At 47.6% G+C, this 17,623-nt stretch carries 15 protein-coding genes; 5 read left to right on the forward strand and 10 right to left on the reverse strand.

Features of this window, described 5'->3' with window-relative positions; translation table 11 throughout:
- A partial coding sequence (locus tag A0G03_RS17910) for a retention module-containing protein (protein WP_244177738.1) occupies positions 1-1,377 on the reverse strand: 1,377 nt, incomplete at its 3' end.
- A gap of 391 nt (positions 1,378-1,768) precedes the next feature.
- On the opposite strand from A0G03_RS17910, the gene A0G03_RS17915 reads away from it, so the two are divergent.
- The 3 genes from A0G03_RS17915 to A0G03_RS17925 all read left to right on the forward strand — a co-directional run bounded on the left by A0G03_RS17915 (position 1,769) and on the right by A0G03_RS17925 (position 6,765).
- A complete protein-coding gene (locus tag A0G03_RS17915) occupies positions 1,769-3,121 on the forward strand; it encodes a TolC family outer membrane protein (protein ID WP_048261538.1) in 1,353 nt (450 codons plus the stop codon).
- A gap of 79 nt (positions 3,122-3,200) precedes the next feature.
- Positions 3,201-5,417: a type I secretion system permease/ATPase gene (locus A0G03_RS17920; protein ID WP_048261540.1), complete on the forward strand. Its 2,217-nt coding sequence runs from the start codon at positions 3,201-3,203 to the stop codon at positions 5,415-5,417.
- Positions 5,404-6,765, forward strand: a complete 1,362-nt coding sequence (locus A0G03_RS17925) for an HlyD family type I secretion periplasmic adaptor subunit (RefSeq protein ID WP_048261541.1) — start codon at positions 5,404-5,406, stop codon at positions 6,763-6,765. The genes A0G03_RS17920 and A0G03_RS17925 overlap by 14 nt, the downstream gene beginning before the upstream one ends.
- 169 nt (positions 6,766-6,934) lie before the next feature.
- Here A0G03_RS17925 and A0G03_RS17930 read toward each other — a convergent pair whose 3' ends face one another.
- Positions 6,935-8,449 carry a sensor domain-containing protein gene (locus A0G03_RS17930; RefSeq protein ID WP_048261543.1) on the reverse strand — a complete coding sequence of 505 codons (1,515 nt, stop codon included), beginning with the start codon at positions 8,447-8,449 and terminating at the stop codon, positions 6,935-6,937.
- Positions 8,450-9,236: 787 nt separating this feature from the next.
- Complete coding sequence (gene pdeH, locus A0G03_RS17935) at positions 9,237-10,028, reverse strand: cyclic-guanylate-specific phosphodiesterase (RefSeq protein ID WP_072062053.1); 792 nt, start codon at positions 10,026-10,028, stop codon at positions 9,237-9,239.
- 471 nt (positions 10,029-10,499) lie between these two features.
- On the opposite strand from pdeH, the gene A0G03_RS17940 reads away from it, so the two are divergent.
- A complete protein-coding gene (locus A0G03_RS17940) occupies positions 10,500-10,760 on the forward strand; it encodes a YfhL family 4Fe-4S dicluster ferredoxin (RefSeq protein WP_072062054.1) in 261 nt (86 codons plus the stop codon).
- 18 nt (positions 10,761-10,778) lie between these two features.
- On the opposite strand, the gene acpS is transcribed toward A0G03_RS17940, so the two are convergent.
- The 7 genes from acpS to lepA form a co-directional block, all read right to left on the reverse strand.
- On the reverse strand, positions 10,779-11,159 hold the full coding sequence (acpS, locus tag A0G03_RS17945; protein ID WP_048261549.1) for a holo-ACP synthase: 381 nt from the start codon (positions 11,157-11,159) through the stop codon (positions 10,779-10,781).
- Entirely contained in the window at positions 11,159-11,890 is a 732-nt protein-coding gene (pdxJ, locus tag A0G03_RS17950; RefSeq protein WP_048261550.1) for a pyridoxine 5'-phosphate synthase, read from the reverse strand. The genes acpS and pdxJ overlap by 1 nt, the downstream gene beginning before the upstream one ends.
- 80 nt (positions 11,891-11,970) lie before the next feature.
- On the reverse strand, positions 11,971-12,708 hold the full coding sequence (gene recO / locus A0G03_RS17955) for a DNA repair protein RecO (RefSeq protein WP_048261552.1): 738 nt from the start codon (positions 12,706-12,708) through the stop codon (positions 11,971-11,973).
- A gap of 11 nt (positions 12,709-12,719) precedes the next feature.
- On the reverse strand, positions 12,720-13,625 hold the full coding sequence (gene era, locus A0G03_RS17960) for a GTPase Era (RefSeq protein WP_048261553.1): 906 nt from the start codon (positions 13,623-13,625) through the stop codon (positions 12,720-12,722).
- Positions 13,622-14,302 (reverse strand): ribonuclease III, encoded by a 681-nt coding sequence (gene rnc / locus A0G03_RS17965; protein ID WP_048261555.1) that lies wholly within the window; start codon positions 14,300-14,302, stop codon positions 13,622-13,624. Before rnc ends, era begins: the two co-directional genes overlap by 4 nt.
- A 292-nt stretch (positions 14,303-14,594) precedes the next feature.
- Positions 14,595-15,560, reverse strand: a complete 966-nt coding sequence (gene lepB, locus A0G03_RS17970) for a signal peptidase I (protein WP_048261557.1) — start codon at positions 15,558-15,560, stop codon at positions 14,595-14,597.
- Positions 15,561-15,576: 16 nt separating this feature from the next.
- Positions 15,577-17,376 carry a translation elongation factor 4 gene (lepA, locus tag A0G03_RS17975; RefSeq protein ID WP_048261559.1) on the reverse strand — a complete coding sequence of 600 codons (1,800 nt, stop codon included), beginning with the start codon at positions 17,374-17,376 and terminating at the stop codon, positions 15,577-15,579.
- On the opposite strand from lepA, the gene A0G03_RS21790 reads away from it, so the two are divergent.
- Positions 17,368-17,580 carry a hypothetical protein gene (locus tag A0G03_RS21790; RefSeq protein WP_113631580.1) on the forward strand — a complete coding sequence of 71 codons (213 nt, stop codon included), beginning with the start codon at positions 17,368-17,370 and terminating at the stop codon, positions 17,578-17,580. The genes lepA and A0G03_RS21790 overlap by 9 nt on opposite strands.
- Positions 17,581-17,623: the final 43 nt, after the last annotated feature.

A 17,623-nucleotide genomic window follows, 5' to 3' on the forward strand; every position in this document is an offset into this window, starting at 1 on the left:
CGTGGCATTGCCTGCGGTATCACGGGTGGTGACCGTCGCAGAAACATCACCGTTCGCGGCCAGCACTGAACCTGGAACATTAACGCTCCAGGTCTTGCCATCGGTATTCACCGTCGTCTGGTAGGTCTCGATGCCGACTTTTATGGTGACCGCATCACCCGCTTTGACGTCGTTATCAACCTTACCGGTCACCGCGATGGTCTGACCGGATTCAGCAGCGTTAATCACGTTATCCGACGTCACATCGTCGATAGAAATCGACGCCGTTGGCGCAACGGTGTCAACGCCGTAAGCGTGAGTGGTGTTCGCCGTGGTGGCGTTGCCTGCCGTATCGCGAGTCGTCACGGTCGCAGAAACATCACCGTTCGCCGCCAATACCGATCCCGGCACATTGACGCTCCAGGTCTTGCCATCAGGATTCACTGTTGTCTGGTAGGTTTCGGTGCCCACGGTGACCGTCACCGCATCGCCCGCTTTGACGTCGTTATCGACTTTACCGGTCACCGCGATGGTCTGACCCGACTCGCTGGCGTTAATCACGTTATCCGACGTGAGATCGTCGATAGAAATTGAGGCAACAGGGGGCAAGGTATCGACGGTTACCGCTTCGCTTCCCCCAGTACCAGGAATGCCCGCAGCATCGGTATAGCTGCCGTCAGGGATGCTGACGCGGACCTCTCCCTCAAAATTGGTGGCTGGCCTCAATGTCGCCGTCCAGCGGGTAGAATCGTTAGGATCTTGTACCAAATTCGTTATGGAGCCGTTTGTGACAGTGACATCACTGAGATCAAAACCGACGGGAGTTCTTGTAAAAACGAAACTTATTGTGCCGTCACTGTTTATAACAATGGTGACAGAAGGCGGTGTGGTATCGGTAGTATCCGTTGCTGCAATAATTGAGGTGGATGAATCTATGCCATCCAGCACAGACGAGGCTCTGTCAGTAAACGATATGCCTGCCGTATCATAACCAATCGGGGTAGTAACAACGTCGCCCGTTAAATTCAGCACCACCGTTGAATTGAAATGCCCACCGCCGCCGTCACCCGCGTCTCCCGAGTCGTCATTACCCGCGGCAGTGGCCTCTAATACTTGCGTTGGGTCGGCACCCTGAGCGATGGCATCTTGTATAGCAGCGACATCATTGGCGACATCCACATTTTTCTGAGAAGACGCACTACTCACATCACTCCAGCGACTATCACGCCCCAGATCCAACGTTTTACCATCGGGTAATGTGATTGAAACCGCGCCGTTAGCGCCGGTAACAACTTCTTCCCCACTGTAAACCCGATCGCCAGCAACCAGCAGCCTCTGGCTCCCATCAAGCGCAACGATAAAAACCTGTCCAATGACGAATTTAATAACACCAATCACACTATTCAAAATACTTTCTCCTTGATATCTATAATTATTTTTATGATATTGCGATATTGCGGCTATAGATCTTGGATATCATCCTGATAAGGTTGATTTGCTGTGTGTCGTCCTGACATTTTATGAAAAAAAGCGTTACGATAGTGCTGTTGTTATGCGTCAAACGCTTGACTCAATGAACGATATAATAAAAAATTCAGAATATTCTTTCCAGAACTTTACTCATTTAGAGTAACCCTTATTTTTCTTGCAGTAGGGCCCTTCCGGAATGAAAATTAACATATTGATATTAAAGGAATAAAAGCAAATCAATTCGTTAAGCGTTTATATAACACTCAAACACTTTAATAGGAATAATCACAAATAAAGTTTTTGTGAAGGAAAACTGCTGATGATTCATAGATACCGTTTTGCTTTATTATCTTTTATTACCGTTTTTTCCACAGCGACGCATGCCGATACGCTCCAAGAAGCAATAAAAAATACGCTCTATACACATCCCGAAGTGAGCGCATCCATCAATAGTCGTTTTTCTGCCGAACACGATTTACGTGCAGCAAAAGGGGGATACCTTCCTTCCATCACGCTGAGTGCAGGTGTTGGCCGCGAAGAAACAGATAGCCCCTCAACACGTGCCAGTATCAATAAACGCGTTGAACTCAGCCGCCAAGAATCAAGTATCAATCTGAGCCAGACGGTATTTGATGGTTTTGCCACCTCCAGCGAAGTAGGCAGACAGCGTGCCACCGTTAATTCACGTGCTTATAAAGTATTAAATACCAGTGAGGCAACAGCGTTAGACGCTGTTCAGGTGTATCTCAGTGTGCTGCAACGTCAGGAATTCGTACGTTTGGCAGAAGCCAACCTTGCAAGCCATGAACGTATTTACGATCAAATAAGGCTGCGTAGCGAGCAAGGCGTTGGGCGATTGGCAGACTTGGATCAGGCTGAAGCACGTTTGGCACAAGCACGAAACAACGCACTGACAGAAAAAACCAATCTTGACGATGCCAAAATCAACTATATGAGCATTGTGGGTAAGGTGCCGGAGAATTTGGTGATGCCCGATGCATCAGCGATAAAACTCCCCGTCTCGTTGGAGGAAGCCCAGCGCATCATGCTGGCAAACAGCCCGACGCTGAAATCCGCAGAGTCGGATATTGAAGCGACTCAGCAACAGTATGAGACGTCAAAATCAACGTTTTACCCGCGCCTTAATGTTGAACTCTCTCGCACAATGGATAATAACGTTGACGGGACACGCGGCCAGAACAATGAGTGGCAGGCGATGCTGCGGATGCGCTACAACCTGTATGAAGGCGGTAGCAGCAAGGCCAACATGGAATCCAAAGCCTATCAGGTAAAAGAAGCACAGGATGTCCGAAATAATGCCCTGCGCCTGCTCAATGAAGAACTCAAGCTAGCCTGGTCAGCATTAAGCAACTCGCGTCAGCAGGTTCCGATTGCTGCCGAATATGCCGATCGCAGTATGAAAGTACGTACCGCCTATCAGAAGCAATTTGGTCTGGGGGAAAGGACGCTATTGGACTTGCTAGATAGTGAAAACGAGCTGTTCACCGCGCAACGCCGCCTGGTTGAGGTTCGCTTCATCGCCCTCTATACCGAATACCGGATCACATCACGTATGGGAGAGCTATTAAACCGTTTAGCAATCCCTGCCCCTGATGCGGGTACCAGTTTGACAAACGTAACAACCCACGCAGAGTTGCCGAGCCTCAATTAATATATTTCATTAGTCAGACGGCGATAAATTATGGTTTATATGCGAGAGAATTACGTTGCGTAAGGGAACGTTCAGTTAAATGAAGTTGCATTCAGTAGAAGAGACGAAGGGTTCTGATGAATCGGTCACCCATGAGCCTATCGTTCATGAACCCATCGTCCATGAAAATAGTGACCCTCGCAGCCGTCACGACGATCCCTTATTGGATAGTTTGCTGATCCTTTGTACCTTGCAGGGGAAATCCGTCAGCCGTACAACACTCACCGCTGGGTTACCATTAGCCAACCAGCGGTTGTCTGTAAAATTGCTTCCAAGAGCCGCTGCGCGTGCGGGGTTGCAAGGGCGGGTTCTCAAGCGTTCTCTGAATAAAATTTCTGAGATGTCGCTCCCCGCGATGCTGCTGTTACGGGAAGGACGAGCGGCGATTCTGTTAGGCTGGAATGCAGACGGCAGTGCACGCCTGATGCCCAGTGAAACAGAAGGCGGAGAAATTTCCGTTGAGCACAATACGCTGCAACAGAATTACCTTGGTTTGGTGATGTTTGCCCAGCCTCGTCATCAGTTCGATCTGCAGAATCCGTCTCTGATTCCTCGCACCAAATCCTGGTTCAAGGATACGCTTAAGCTTTCACGTTCACTTTATCTTGATGCCATCCTCGCTAGCTTGCTGGTCAACATTATCGCGCTTGCCACACCGCTATTCGTGATGAATGTCTATGACAGAGTTGTCCCGAATCAGGCAACGGCGACATTGTGGGTGCTGGCTATCGGCGTTACTGGCGCTTTCGTTTTCGATTTAATACTCAAAACGCTGCGCGGCATTTGCCTCGATATGGCGGGCAAAAAAACCGATCTGATTATTTCTGCCACGTTATTTGAACGCATCACGGGTATGTCGATGAAAGCTCGGCCAGCACGGGTCGGTAGCTTTGCGCAGAATATTCATGAATTTCAGTCGCTAAGAGATTTCCTTTCTTCACTAACGCTGACGACGCTGATCGATTTTCCCTTTACCCTGCTTCTGCTGCTGGTTATCGGCATTATCGGCGGCCCGCTCGTCTGGGTTTCCATACTGGCCTACCCTATTGCCCTGCTGGCAAGCTGGGCGATGCAAAAACCGCTGTCCGCGACGATCGAGAAAACGATGCACCTTGCCAGCGAACGGCAGGCTACGTTGATCGAAACTTTGAGCTGTCTGGATGCCATCAAGGTCAACAATGCGGAAAGTGAACGACAGCACCAGTGGGAACAGACGATTGGCAGTCTAGGCAAGCTCGAAATGCGGGCAAAAGCGTTATCATCACTGGCGGTAAATCTGACACAGTGGTTCCAGCAATTTGCTGGCGTTGCCATGATTGTCGTCGGCGTCTATATGCTGATTAACGGCAAACTCAGCATGGGTGGACTGATTGCCTGCTACATGCTGAACGGCAGAGCGCTGATGCCTTTAGGTCAACTGTCTGGCTTGGTCAGCCGTTACCAGCAAGCGCGTTTAACCATGCAAACCACCGAACAGATGATGCAGTTGCCGCAAGAACGTAGCGATAACGAGCGCCCGCTGAAGCGCGAAAGCATCCGAGGCGGTATCGAATTTCGCGATGTGACGTTCAATTATCCAGAACAAAAAACCAGTTCACTTCAAAGCATCAGCCTGACTATCGCTCCCGGTGAGAAAGTGGGCGTCATTGGCCGCAGCGGCTCAGGTAAAAGTTCGCTACAAAAATTGATCGTGAACCTCTATCAGCCCAATGCGGGCAATATTCTGATCGACGGCGTCGATGCTCGTCAGTTAGATGTCAGCGATTTGCGCCACAATATCGGCTATGTTCCTCAGGATATTCAGCTATTCAGCGGATCGCTACGCAACAACCTCATTAGCGGCGCACGCTATGTCGAAGACGAAGCCATGTTGCGAGCCGCAGAAATTTCTGGGGTGAACGAGTTTGCACGTCTACACCCCGATGGTTACAACCTTCAGGTTGGCGAACGCGGCCAACAACTCTCCGGCGGGCAGCGTCAGGCTGTCGCAATAGCCAGGGCGTTATTGCTCGACCCACCCATTCTGGTGCTCGATGAACCCACCAGTTCGATGGATAACACCAGCGAAGATCGACTAAAGCAGGCTCTGGCTCCCGTGATTGCGGAAAAAACGCTCTTGCTGGTCACACACCGGGTTTCAATGCTGGCGCTGGTCGATCGCTTAGTGATTGTCGATAGAGGTAAAATTATTGCTGATGGGCCGAAAGCGATCGTGATGGATGCGTTGAAGAAGGGGCAGATCAATGCGTCTCGGTAAATATATCAAACGAATCAAACGATATTTTGTCGGCGGAGACGAAGAAAGCCTGCAAACAATGCCAGAGGTGAGCCGAGCAATGGCTGAGGATTCGCCACGCTCTATTCGCTTCACGCTGTGGGCTATTGGTGCTTTTTTCCTGTTTTTTATCCTGTGGGCAGGGCTTGCAAATATTGATGAAGTCACTCGGGGTGACGGGAAAGCGATCCCTTCCTCTCGGCTACAAAAAATCCAAAACCTGGAAGGTGGCATTATCACGGAAATGTTCATCCGTGAGGGTCAGGTTGTCAATGCAGGCGACCCTTTGCTACGCCTTGATGATACGCGTTTCGCTTCTAATGTCGGTGAAACCGAAGCCGATCGGCTTGCGCTGCTATCGCGAATTGAGCGCCTGAGTGCCGAAATCAGCGGCCAGGAGCTCGTGCTTTCCGAAGAAATTACGACGCAAGCACCGAAAGTCGCGGCAGGAGAAAAAGAGCTTTATAACAGCCGCCGCCAGCAGCTTCATAATGAGATATCCGGCCTGGAAGAGCAGTTGATTCAGCGCCGTCAGGAACTGCGAGATTTCTCGGCCAAAGAGATTCAGTTCCGCAATAGTCTGGGTCTGCTTCAGCAAGAAATTAAAATGTCAGAGCCGCTGATCGCAGAAGGCGCTATTTCTAAAGTAGAAGTTTTGCGTCTGCGCCGTGCTGAAGTTGAAACCCGTGGTCAGCTTGATTCCATCAAACTCTCCATACCGCGGGCGGAGTCTGCGATTAAAGAGGGTGAGAATAAAATAGAGGAAACGCGCAGCCGCTATAAAAGCGAGGCGTTATCTCAACTTAGCGAAGCACAAACCAACCTGAACAAAATTGAAGCCACAGGTAAAGCACTTGAAGATCGGGTAAACCGAACGCTGGTTGTATCCCCTGTTCGCGGTATCGTGCAGCAGGTTCTGGTGAATACCATCGGTGGCGTGATTCAACCGGGTAGCGATCTGGTGGAAATTGTCCCGCTGGATGACAAACTGCTAGTGGAGGCTAAAATTCGTCCTCAGGATATTGCCTTCTTGCATCCAGGTCAGGATGCCATAATAAAATTGACAGCCTATGACTACACTATCTACGGTGGCTTAAAAGGTCAGTTGGAACAAATTAGCCCAGACACGGTAACGGATAAAGAAGGGAACAGCTTTTATATTATTCGGCTCCGGACTGATAAGAATTATTTAGGTTCAGCCGATAAACCCCTTCTTATCATTCCTGGCATGGTGGCTTCTGTTGATATAATAACGGGAAAGAAAACGATCCTCAGTTATTTGTTAAAGCCGATTATTCGGGCAAAAGCAGAAGCACTACGAGAAAGATAAATAAAAAGGTGCTCAGTTGAGCGCCTTTTTTCTATTCTATACTCCAAATAATTCGAGTCTCAGGACAAAACGTTAGCATTTTGAACAACGCAAAGCGTTGGTCCTTTAAGGCGTGGGCCTCGTAACGCGGCCAACGCACATGTAGCTTGAAGTATGACGAGTATATTTATCAGTGATCGTTCATGCTGTGATAAATCTGAGTTTGACTCCGCCCCATGGCTTTAGCCTGATACATGGCAGAATCAGCATTAATTGCCAGCGTCAGAGAATCAGAGCCATGCTCTGGGTACAGAGCAATACCGATACTGCATGAGATATCAAGCGCTTTACCATTGATCTCAAAAGGTTTATTCAACGCGTTATGAATTTTATCTGCGACATAAAGTGTATTATCAATTTCTTTAATGCCTTGAAGCAGAATAATAAATTCATCACCGCTACGGCGATATACCGTATCCGAATCCCGAACTGCACCACGCATACGCGCAGCGGCTTCTTTTAATAGTAAATCGCCGACGGCATGTCCGAACGAATCGTTTATCTGTTTAAATTTATCGAGATCCAAGAACATCAGCGCGATTTTCCTGCCTGTTTGTTTAGATAACAAAATCGCTTGTTCCATTTGTTCGGCGAACGTCAGGCCGTTAGCCAATGACGTTAATGAGTCATAGTGCGCCAACTGCCGATAGTGTTCCTCGCTGCGTCGCAGCATATCGATGGCATGATAGCGCTCTATGGCGATCGCAATCAGCTGTGCCGATTTCTCTATAGAGAAAATCTCGTCTTCGGTCGGCACGTACACTTTGCGGTGGTAAACACTTAAAACACCTAATATTTCTTTATTTTGACCGATGATAGGTTCAGACCAACAGGAACGCAGCCCAGCATATAATGCGAGCCCTTTGTACAACGACCAGTGTGGATGAACAGAGATATCGTCAGCGATTACGCGTTTACCGGTATAAGCCGCGGTCCCAAAAGACGCGACACCGTCGGCAATTTTCACGTTGTGAATGGCATTTTTATAAAAACCCGGCAAGCTCGGCGCAGATCCCAGCGTCAGACATTTTTTGTCTTTATCGACCAGCAGCACGGAACAGACAATACGGCCAGGATTTTTTTCCTCAACGCTGAAAATGATTGCATCCAGAATATCCTTCAGCGGCGCGCCGCTTGATAACAACTCCAGTGCACGATTGTATGAATTATCATGATGTTCCTGTGATTTCCGTTCCGTAATATCTAACTTAATACCGACATACTGAGTCGCGTTACTCGCCTTATTATATATTTTAACGATATTGGCCTTTTCCCAATACAACTGCCCATCTTTACGTCGGTTAACGAACTCACCACTCCATACATTACCTTTATTTATGGTCGCCCACAGATCTTCATAGACGCTGGCGTTAGTCATACCGGAGTTTAATATATTCGTTTTTTTGCCAATAACCTCATCCGGCATATAGCCAGACATGGTAATAAACTGACGATTTACATAAATAATTTCACAATTTTCATCTGCGATCATAATTGAGGCAGGACTATATTCCATTGCAAAGAAAGTCATGTTGAGAAAATCTTGTTTTTTCTGCTCAGTTTTAAACTTTTGTTTAATTTTTCTATTTTTGACAGAAGAAAACAATAACAACAACAAAAGTAGGGTTATTATAATTTCATACACAATAACACTCTCCTCAGGCCCGAGCGGTCCTGATCGTACAAATCACAACGCTGATGACGAAAAATCCCGGCAACAAACCCCCACCCCGTAGATTTTCAGGGTTGGTGCATTTCCGGAGAGCAGAAAGGATGAAAGAAAAAATGCTCCATGAAGCAGGAGTATTTAGAAACATAGCAACGTCAGCATAAAGCCCTCGCATATCACTGTGCGCAAATAAAAACAGCAAATTCAAAAGAGTATCTTAATTTAATAGTAGTAATTGTTCGGGTTATAAGCTTCTCTAATGGAATAAAAGAATATTCCTAAAGGTACATGGCGATATATTCTGAACGTCAATTTTTTGTAAGCAAATCAATTATACCAATAAGTATCATTGTTTTAATCAACAAAATCTATCACAAAATGATTTTTGATCGTTAACAGTAAACATTATATTTTTTTACCATTAAAAATCAAATAATTAAAAGAAAAAAATAAAATCATTAACGCAAACCTCTGATTATATATGTCATAATTTGATGCAAAATCTACCACCTCTCTTCCCTTCTCTTTTTTGAAATTAAACACTGCCATAACAAATAAAACAAGAATCAAACAACAAAAATAAAACAAAAAACAGCATTTTCCCTTATCACCTAGAGGATAAAACGAGATACATTAAGTGGCTATTTTTTATACGGCAATAAAACATTAGGAAATATAATGAATCGATGCGAAGGAGGGAAAGCGAGGAACAGACAGCAGGACATTAATAATTAAATTAATAGCCTAAACAACAAGTTATCACCTATAACTCAAGCTTCAATGCTTCAAAATTCTCAAATGGCTGGGGACGCGAGAGGTAGTAACCTTGGGCAGCATAAGCATGTGATGCCTGCACAATCGCCCACTCCTCCTGCGTTTCAATGCCCTCAATTACCACATAATTGCAAAAGCGCGATAGTAAAGCGATCAGAGCAGGAAAAACGGTCCGCCCTTCGCCACTTTGTTGCAGGAGAATAAAAAGCTCACGCGCCACTTTGATGCAGTCATACTGAGCCAGCATAAGTGATGAAAAATTCGCCATGCCGCAGCCGAAATCATCCAGCCACAAGGTTTGCGCTTCAGGAAGCTTGGTCAGTACTTCTTTCGGCAGCCCTCCCTGATTTTCAACCATTTCAAAACGAATCCAGGGCATTGCTGCGATCAGGCGCTTGGCTTCTAAATTATTTTGCAACGCCAATAAAGTCATACCATCAATGTTGACGGAGGCAAAAAGATCGTCGCGAATAAATCGAAAATTCCACTGAGATAAAAGTTGCAGTTGTTCTACAATAATTAGAAGGCGGGTTTCAACATCAATATTAGCGAAGTATTTTTCAGGAGAGATGAACTTTTGCGGCAGGGTAGGAGAAAAAACGGAAGTCAGCAACTCAATAGCCATTAATTTACCTGATGTTCGGTAAATGGGCTGAAAAGTATACCGCCGTTGGCATTGGTGCCAGTAATCAGCGCCTAATGCTTCTGCGCTTCCTTGTTGGAAAAATCCTGCCCCAACCAGATTAAGATGACCTTCCTGCTGCACTATGAGTTCCGCCATTAAACTGACACTATTAGTTATAAAATTATATCATATGGACATGCACCGTCATCGACTCTCCAGATGCAAACGTCATCGGTAATACCGATTAAATCGATGTCCATCGATATTACAAAAATAAGTGGTTCAATATCACAACTAAATTTATTTAAATTGTAAATCAATAAATTAAAACCCAAGACACACAGTCGCACTGGCTGATTCGTACATTTTAAAGCATACGTATAAAACCAATTTAACGAACAGATGGTAATTTTACCCTGTAACCTCACTATTTATGCAGACAATAGGTTGCATGCTGAAGGCCTCCGAAAACGCAAAAAAACCACAGTAAGCCGACTCGGAAGGAAGATGTGTCGAAGACAACGGGGGGCAGTCTGGCTGTATATTATCGATCAATGACAGTTACGCGTGTCTAAATGGGCCCTAGCGGGTATAATCTGCGCCCTGTTTGTAAGGTAGAAGAACATCATGGCGTTACTCATCACCCATAAATGCATCAACTGTGACATGTGCGAGCCTGAGTGTCCTAACCAGGCCATTTCCATGGGCATGGACATTTATGAAATCGATACCACTCTCTGCACTGAGTGCGTTGGCCACTACGATACGCCTACATGCCAGAAAGTTTGTCCCATCGACAATACGATCGTCAAAGATCCAAACCATGTTGAAGGTAATGAGCATCTGTGGGAGAAATACGTGCTCATGCATCACGCCGACAGGATTTGAGAGTCTGTTTACAAACGGTCAACTTTCGATAATCACCGTCGCACAGGCATAGCGTCTTTCATCAGCCAGTGTCACATGTACATGTCTGACACCCATCTGTTCAGCCAGCTCTGCCGCTTTAGCAAAAAACCGCAGACAGGGTTTGCCCAGTTCGTCATTAAAGACCTCAAACTGGTTGAACGCGAGGCCATTACGAATTCCTGTACCAAACGCTTTTGCTGCCGCTTCTTTCACAGCAAAACGCTTGGCGAGGAAACGGACAGGCTGCTGATGCTGCTGATAATGCGCCCATTCAGCATCCGTCAGAATGCGGCGAGCCAATCGCTCGCCTGAACGTTCAATCACCACTTCAATACGGGAGATTTCGACAATATCCGTTCCCAGCCCGAGAATCGCCATCAGCGGCGTGCTTCCCGCATCAGAATTTTCATTTCGCCAACTGCATCCTTCAGCCCGCTCATCACTGCACGCCCGATAATCGCATGCCCGATATTTAATTCGTGCATTTCCGGCAACGCCGCAATCGGAAGAACGTTATGGTACGTCAAGCCGTGACCAGCATTCACCTTGAGCCCTTTCGCCGCCGCGTAAGTCGCCGCATCACGAATGCGCTCGAACTCATGCTGACGAGTTTCATCATCTGGCGCATCGGCATACGCCCCAGTATGGATTTCGATATAGGGCGCACCGCTGGCAACGGCAGCATCAATTTGCCGTTTATCCGCATCAATAAAGAGCGAAACCAGTATGTTAGCCTGGCTAAGTCTGGCCACTGCGTTCTCTATTTTTTCCTGCTGCCCTGCCACATCTAACCCGCCTTCCGTTGTCACTTCCTGGCGTTTTTCGGGTACCAGACAGCAAAAATGCGGCTTCACCTCACAGGCGATGTTCAGCATTTCTTCCGTGACGGCCATTTCTAGATTCATACGGGTTTGGAGCGTCTCTCTCAGGATCCTCACATCACGATCCGTAATATGGCGACGATCTTCACGCAAGTGCACCGTGATACCATCCGCCCCCGCCTGCTCAGCGACAAAAGCCGCTTGAACGGGATCGGGATACGCCGTTCCGCGTGCATTACGCAGTGTCGCAATGTGATCAATGTTAACACCAAGTAACAGTTCAGCCATGATAAATCCTCGGTAAAGTCATGCACGGTACGTGGCAGTTTACACCGATGTCACGGCGTCAGGGTACTGACGAAAGGGGATTATTTATCAGAAGAAGTAGGTTTGGACAAATTAGCCGCAGGAACGAACTGCCTGAATAGTTCACGACTTTTCAGCGGTTTCCCCCCCAGATACGGTTTTAACGCAATGCGGGTGAAACGCTTTGCAGCCTTCAGTGTGCCAACATCAGGAAATTCACGTGATGCCAGTGAATGTAACTCATGCCCAGTAAAACTCTTATTATCAACAACCAGACTGGCGATGAACCCTCTTTCCTCTCGATACTGATAGGTCATGGTATCCGCCACGGGTTCGCCGCTACCAGCACAATGCAGGAAATCGACGCCATATCCCAGGTAGCCCAATAACGCCAATTCAAAGCGTCTTAATGCCGGTTCTGGAGAAGCATCTTGTGCAGCAAGGTGTTGTAAACAGTGGAGATAATCGAAGAAAAGAGCGGAATAATTAGTTTCGTGTTCCAGCACGCGGGACAGCAGCTCGTTAACATATAAACCGCTATACAGCATCGAGCCAGTCAGTGGCAGCGCCAGTGAGACGGGCTCCGCACTGCGTAATGTTTTCACTTCACCCCGCCCGCTCCAGCGCACCAGCAGCGGAGTAAAAGGCTGTAAACAGCCTTTTAGGCTAGAGCGTCGAGCTCGCGCACCTTTGGCAAGCACGCGAACACGACCATCGCTTTCGCTAAACAGATCCAGCAATAAACTGGTTTCACTATAAGGTCGCCCATGTAAGACAAATGCGCGCTGCCAGCCTTCCATCGACGTAAACCTTACAAGTCTTCGCTATAACCCAGGCTGCGCAGGGCACGTTCGTCATCTGCCCAGCCGGATTTCACTTTAACCCACAGTTCAAGGTGAACTTTGGCTTCGAACATCTCTTCCATATCATGACGAGACTCGATACCAATGGTTTTAATTTTGGCACCTTTGTTACCAATGACCATCTTCTTCTGGCCTTCACGTTCAACCAGAATCAGGCCATTGATGTCATAACCGCCGCGTTCGTTAGTCACGAAACGTTCGATTTCGACCGTTACGGAATACGGCAATTCTTCACCCAGAAAACGCATCAGCTTTTCACGGATAATTTCCGATGCCATAAAACGCTGAGAACGATCGGTGATGTAATCTTCCGGGAAGTGATGAGTTGCCTGCGGTAAGTGTTTACGCACAATGCTCGCAATCGTATCAACATTTGTGCCTTTCTCCGCAGAGATAGGCACGACATCAAGGAAGTCCATCTGTTGGCTGAGGAACTGGATATGCGGCAGTAACTTGGTTTTATCCGTGACGTTATCGACTTTATTGATCGCCAACAGCACAGGAAGTTTCTGGTCACGCAGTTTATTCAACACCATGTCATCGTCGTCGTTCCAGTGCGTACCTTCAACAACGAAAATGATCAGCTCAACGTCACCAATCGAGCTGCTAGCCGCACGGTTCATCAGGCGGTTAATCGCTCGTTTTTCCTCAATATGCAGCCCCGGCGTATCCACATAGATAGCCTGATAAGGCCCTTCAGTGTGAATACCCATAATGCGGTGCCGCGTCGTCTGGGGCTTACGTGACGTAATGGAGATCTTCTGCCCCAGTAATTGATTCAATAACGTCGATTTTCCGACATTAGGTCGACCAACAATCGCGACAAAACCGCAGTGTGTTTGTATTTCGCTCATTCAAGCCCCAGTTTTTTCAACGCTTGTTCAGCCGCAGCCTGTTCGGCTTTACGACGACTCGATCCAGTACCAATGACCGACTCACTAAAGCCGCTCACCTCACAGTGGATAGTAAATTCCTGATCGTGTGCTTCCCCACGAACCTGCACAACCAGATAGGTTGGCAAAGGTAAGTGACGCCCTTGCAGAAATTCCTGCAACCGCGTTTTCGGATCTTTTTGCTTATCGCCAGGACTGATTTCATCCAGACGCGTTTGGTACCAATTCAGGATCAAACGCTCGATATTCAGGATGTCGCTGTCGAGGAAAATACCACCAATCAACGCTTCGACCGTATCAGCCAAGATCGATTCACGACGAAAACCACCGCTTTTTAATTCACCAGGACCGAGGCGCAAGCACTCTCCCAGTTCAAATTCACGCGCGATTTCCGCCAAAGTGTTTCCTCGCACCAGCGTTGCCCGCATCCGGCTCATATCCCCTTCATCAACCTTAGGGAAACGGTGATACAGCGCATTGGCGATCACAAAACTCAGGATGGAGTCACCCAGGAACTCGAGTCTTTCATTATGTTTGCTGCTGGCACTGCGATGTGTCAACGCCTGTAACAAAAGCTCGTACTGCTGAAAAGTATAGCCCAGCTTTCTTTGTAAACGATTTATCAGGATGGGATTCATGTGTTACCAATAGATCAACGATGCGTCAAAAACAGCAGCATACGGAACAGCCCTGCTTACCAATTCGGTCAAAACTGTTTCGTTTGCATTGGCTCCCATCAGGGAGCCTGCCTTTCTGCCCGTCATACTTCGCGTTGCATGTCCGTTAACGTGGTTCAAACGATAACGTTTTGTCCTGCAACTTCCATTATTTAGGGCACGTTCTTTCAAAAAGAACATTTCAGAAAATATTCTACAACGGACAGCATCAGAATGCTGCCTGTATCTTATTTTGAGTAATGCTTACTTTTGATTAATGAATACCACCGATGCGGCTCAAACGTACACCAGTAGGCCATTCACCTTCCTGCTTCTCAAAACTCATCCAGATAGCAGTGGCTTTACCGACCAAATTTCTCTCCGGTACAAAGCCCCAATAGCGACTATCCAGGCTGTTGTCGCGGTTATCACCCATCATGAAGTAGTGCCCTGCTGGGACGACCCATGTCGCAAGCTGCTGCTGCGATTGCTGATAATAACCACCGAGCTGATCCTGCTGGCCCGGCACTAATAAGATATTATGCGTCACATTACCTAATGACTCTTTGCGCGCGCCCATGCGGACACCATCCACGCTGTTGTCATTGGCTGGCACCTGATAGAAACCACCACGCGATTCCATACCAGGCTGGTTAAAAGTCTGAACAAAATCGCTAGGCTGTACATTACTGTATGTGACTGCCAGTGCGGTATCACACGCCTGCTGCCCTTGACAGGATGGACGAATCGTTACCTGCTTGGTCATCGGGTTATAGCTGACGCGATCGCCAGGAATACCAACCACACGCTTGATGAAATCTACCTTAGGATCGGACGGATATTTAAACACCACCACGTCGCCACGCTTCGGATGCCCCGTTTCGATCAGCGTTTTTTGCGTGAAGGGTTCTTTAATGCCATAGGCAAATTTTTCCACCAGAATAAAATCACCGATCAACAGCGTCGGCATCATCGAACCAGATGGAATTTGAAACGGCTCATAAATAAAAGAACGCACAACCAATACTAAAGCAACGACTGGGAATACGGACGCTATCGTCTCAATCCAGCCTGGCTGTTCAATGGCTTTCGATGAAACCGCGCCATCAGCCAGATTGGCACCGCTCATAGCGGCAAATTTTTTCCGGCGAGCAGGTTCCCAGACGAAACGTTCTAAACACCAGACAATCCCCGTGACCAGCGTCACCAATGCCAAAATTACGGCAAACATATTGGCCATGCATACTCCTCAGAATTTATTTACTGTCTTTGCCGACGTGCAGAATTGCCAGAAACGCTTCTTGCGGCAGCTCGACATTCCCGACCTGCTTCATACGCTTCTTACCATCTTTCTGTTTCTGCAACAGTTTCTTCTTACGGCTGACGTCGCCACCATAACACTTGGCCAGTACGTTTTTACGCAATTGCTTAACCGTCGCACGCGCAATAATGTGGTTACCAATCGCAGCCTGAATCGCAATATCAAACTGCTGACGCGGAATGAGTTCTTTCATCTTTTCGACGAACTCACGGCCACGATATTGTGAATTATCACGGTGAGTAATCAGGGCCAATGCGTCGACACGCTCGTTGTTGATTAATACATCAACACGCACCATGTCCGATGTCTGGAAACGTTTGAAGCCGTAATCCAGCGACGCATAACCACGAGAGGTTGATTTCAGACGATCGAAGAAATCGAGCACCACTTCAGCCATCGGAATTTCATACGTCAACGCAACCTGATTACCGTGATACACCATGTTCGTCTGCACGCCACGCTTCTCAATACAGAGCGTAATCACGTTGCCCAAATATTCCTGAGGCATCAGCATATGACACTCGGCAATCGGCTCACGCAGTTCCTGAATGTTATTCAGCGGCGGCAGTTTAGACGGGCTATCAACATAAATGGTTTCTTTAGCCGTCGTTTCTACTTCATATACGACCGTCGGTGCAGTGGTGATCAATTCCAGATCGTACTCACGCTCCAGACGTTCCTGAATGATCTCCATGTGCAGCAGACCCAGGAAGCCACAGCGGAAGCCAAAGCCCAGCGCAGTAGAGCTTTCCGGCTCATAGAACAGAGAGGCATCATTGAGGCTCAGCTTGCCTAACGCATCACGGAATGCTTCATAGTCGTCGGAACTGATCGGGAACAAACCGGCATAAACCTGAGGTTTGACTTTCTTAAAGCCCGGCAATGCTTTTTCAGCTGGCTGACGCGACAGCGTCAGGGTATCCCCGACTGGTGCCCCCAAAATATCTTTGATGGCACACACCAACCAACCTACTTCGCCGCAGTTCAATACATCGCGGTCGATCTGCTTCGGTGTAAAAATACCAAGACGGTCAGCGTTATACACCTGACCCGTACTCATCACCTTAATTTTGTCGCCTTTGCGCATCGTGCCGTTTTTGATACGTACCAGCGATACCACGCCAAGGTAATTATCAAACCAGGAGTCGATAATCAGCGCCTGCAACGGTGCATCAGCGCTGCCTTCCGGCGGCGGAATATCACGCACCAGACGGTCCAAAATATCCGGCACGCCAACTCCTGTTTTCGCGGAGCAACGCACGGCATCAGTGGCATCAATACCAACGATGTCTTCAATTTCTTGAGCAACACGATCTGGATCAGCAGCAGGCAGGTCGATCTTGTTCAGAACCGGCACCACTTCCAGATTCATATCTAACGCGGTATAGCAGTTAGCCAGCGTTTGGGCTTCAACACCCTGCCCAGCATCAACAACAAGCAGCGCGCCTTCACAAGCAGCGAGCGAGCGGGAAACTTCATAAGAGAAGTCAACGTGCCCAGGCGTATCAATGAAGTTTAACTGGTAGGTTTGGCCGTCCTGCGCTTTATAATCCAGCGTTACGCTTTGTGCTTTAATCGTTATTCCGCGTTCACGTTCCAGATCCATGGAATCCAGAACCTGCGCAGCCATTTCACGCTCGGTTAAACCGCCGCAGATCTGGATAATACGGTCAGATAACGTCGATTTACCGTGGTCGATATGGGCAATAATGGAGAAATTTCGTATATGCTTCATTATAAAAATTTTTCTACCTTGATATTCCTGAAATTCTTGCCGATGGGCATGCGCATAGGTGAAAAAATCAGCGATGTTATTCCACCTGAATCGCAGCATTCTACATGCGAGAAGCGTGAAAACCTAGTCATGTCCGGTGCATTCCCCTTGATTATGACGGTTTTATTTGGAATAGCAGAACAACGAGAGGAAAGCAGGAAGTAAAGTGTCATTACGTGGCAAACATCGTGTCGAAAGATAACAAAAT

Source organism: Pectobacterium peruviense, from assembly GCF_002847345.1.
GTDB lineage: Bacteria > Pseudomonadota > Gammaproteobacteria > Enterobacterales > Enterobacteriaceae > Pectobacterium > Pectobacterium peruviense.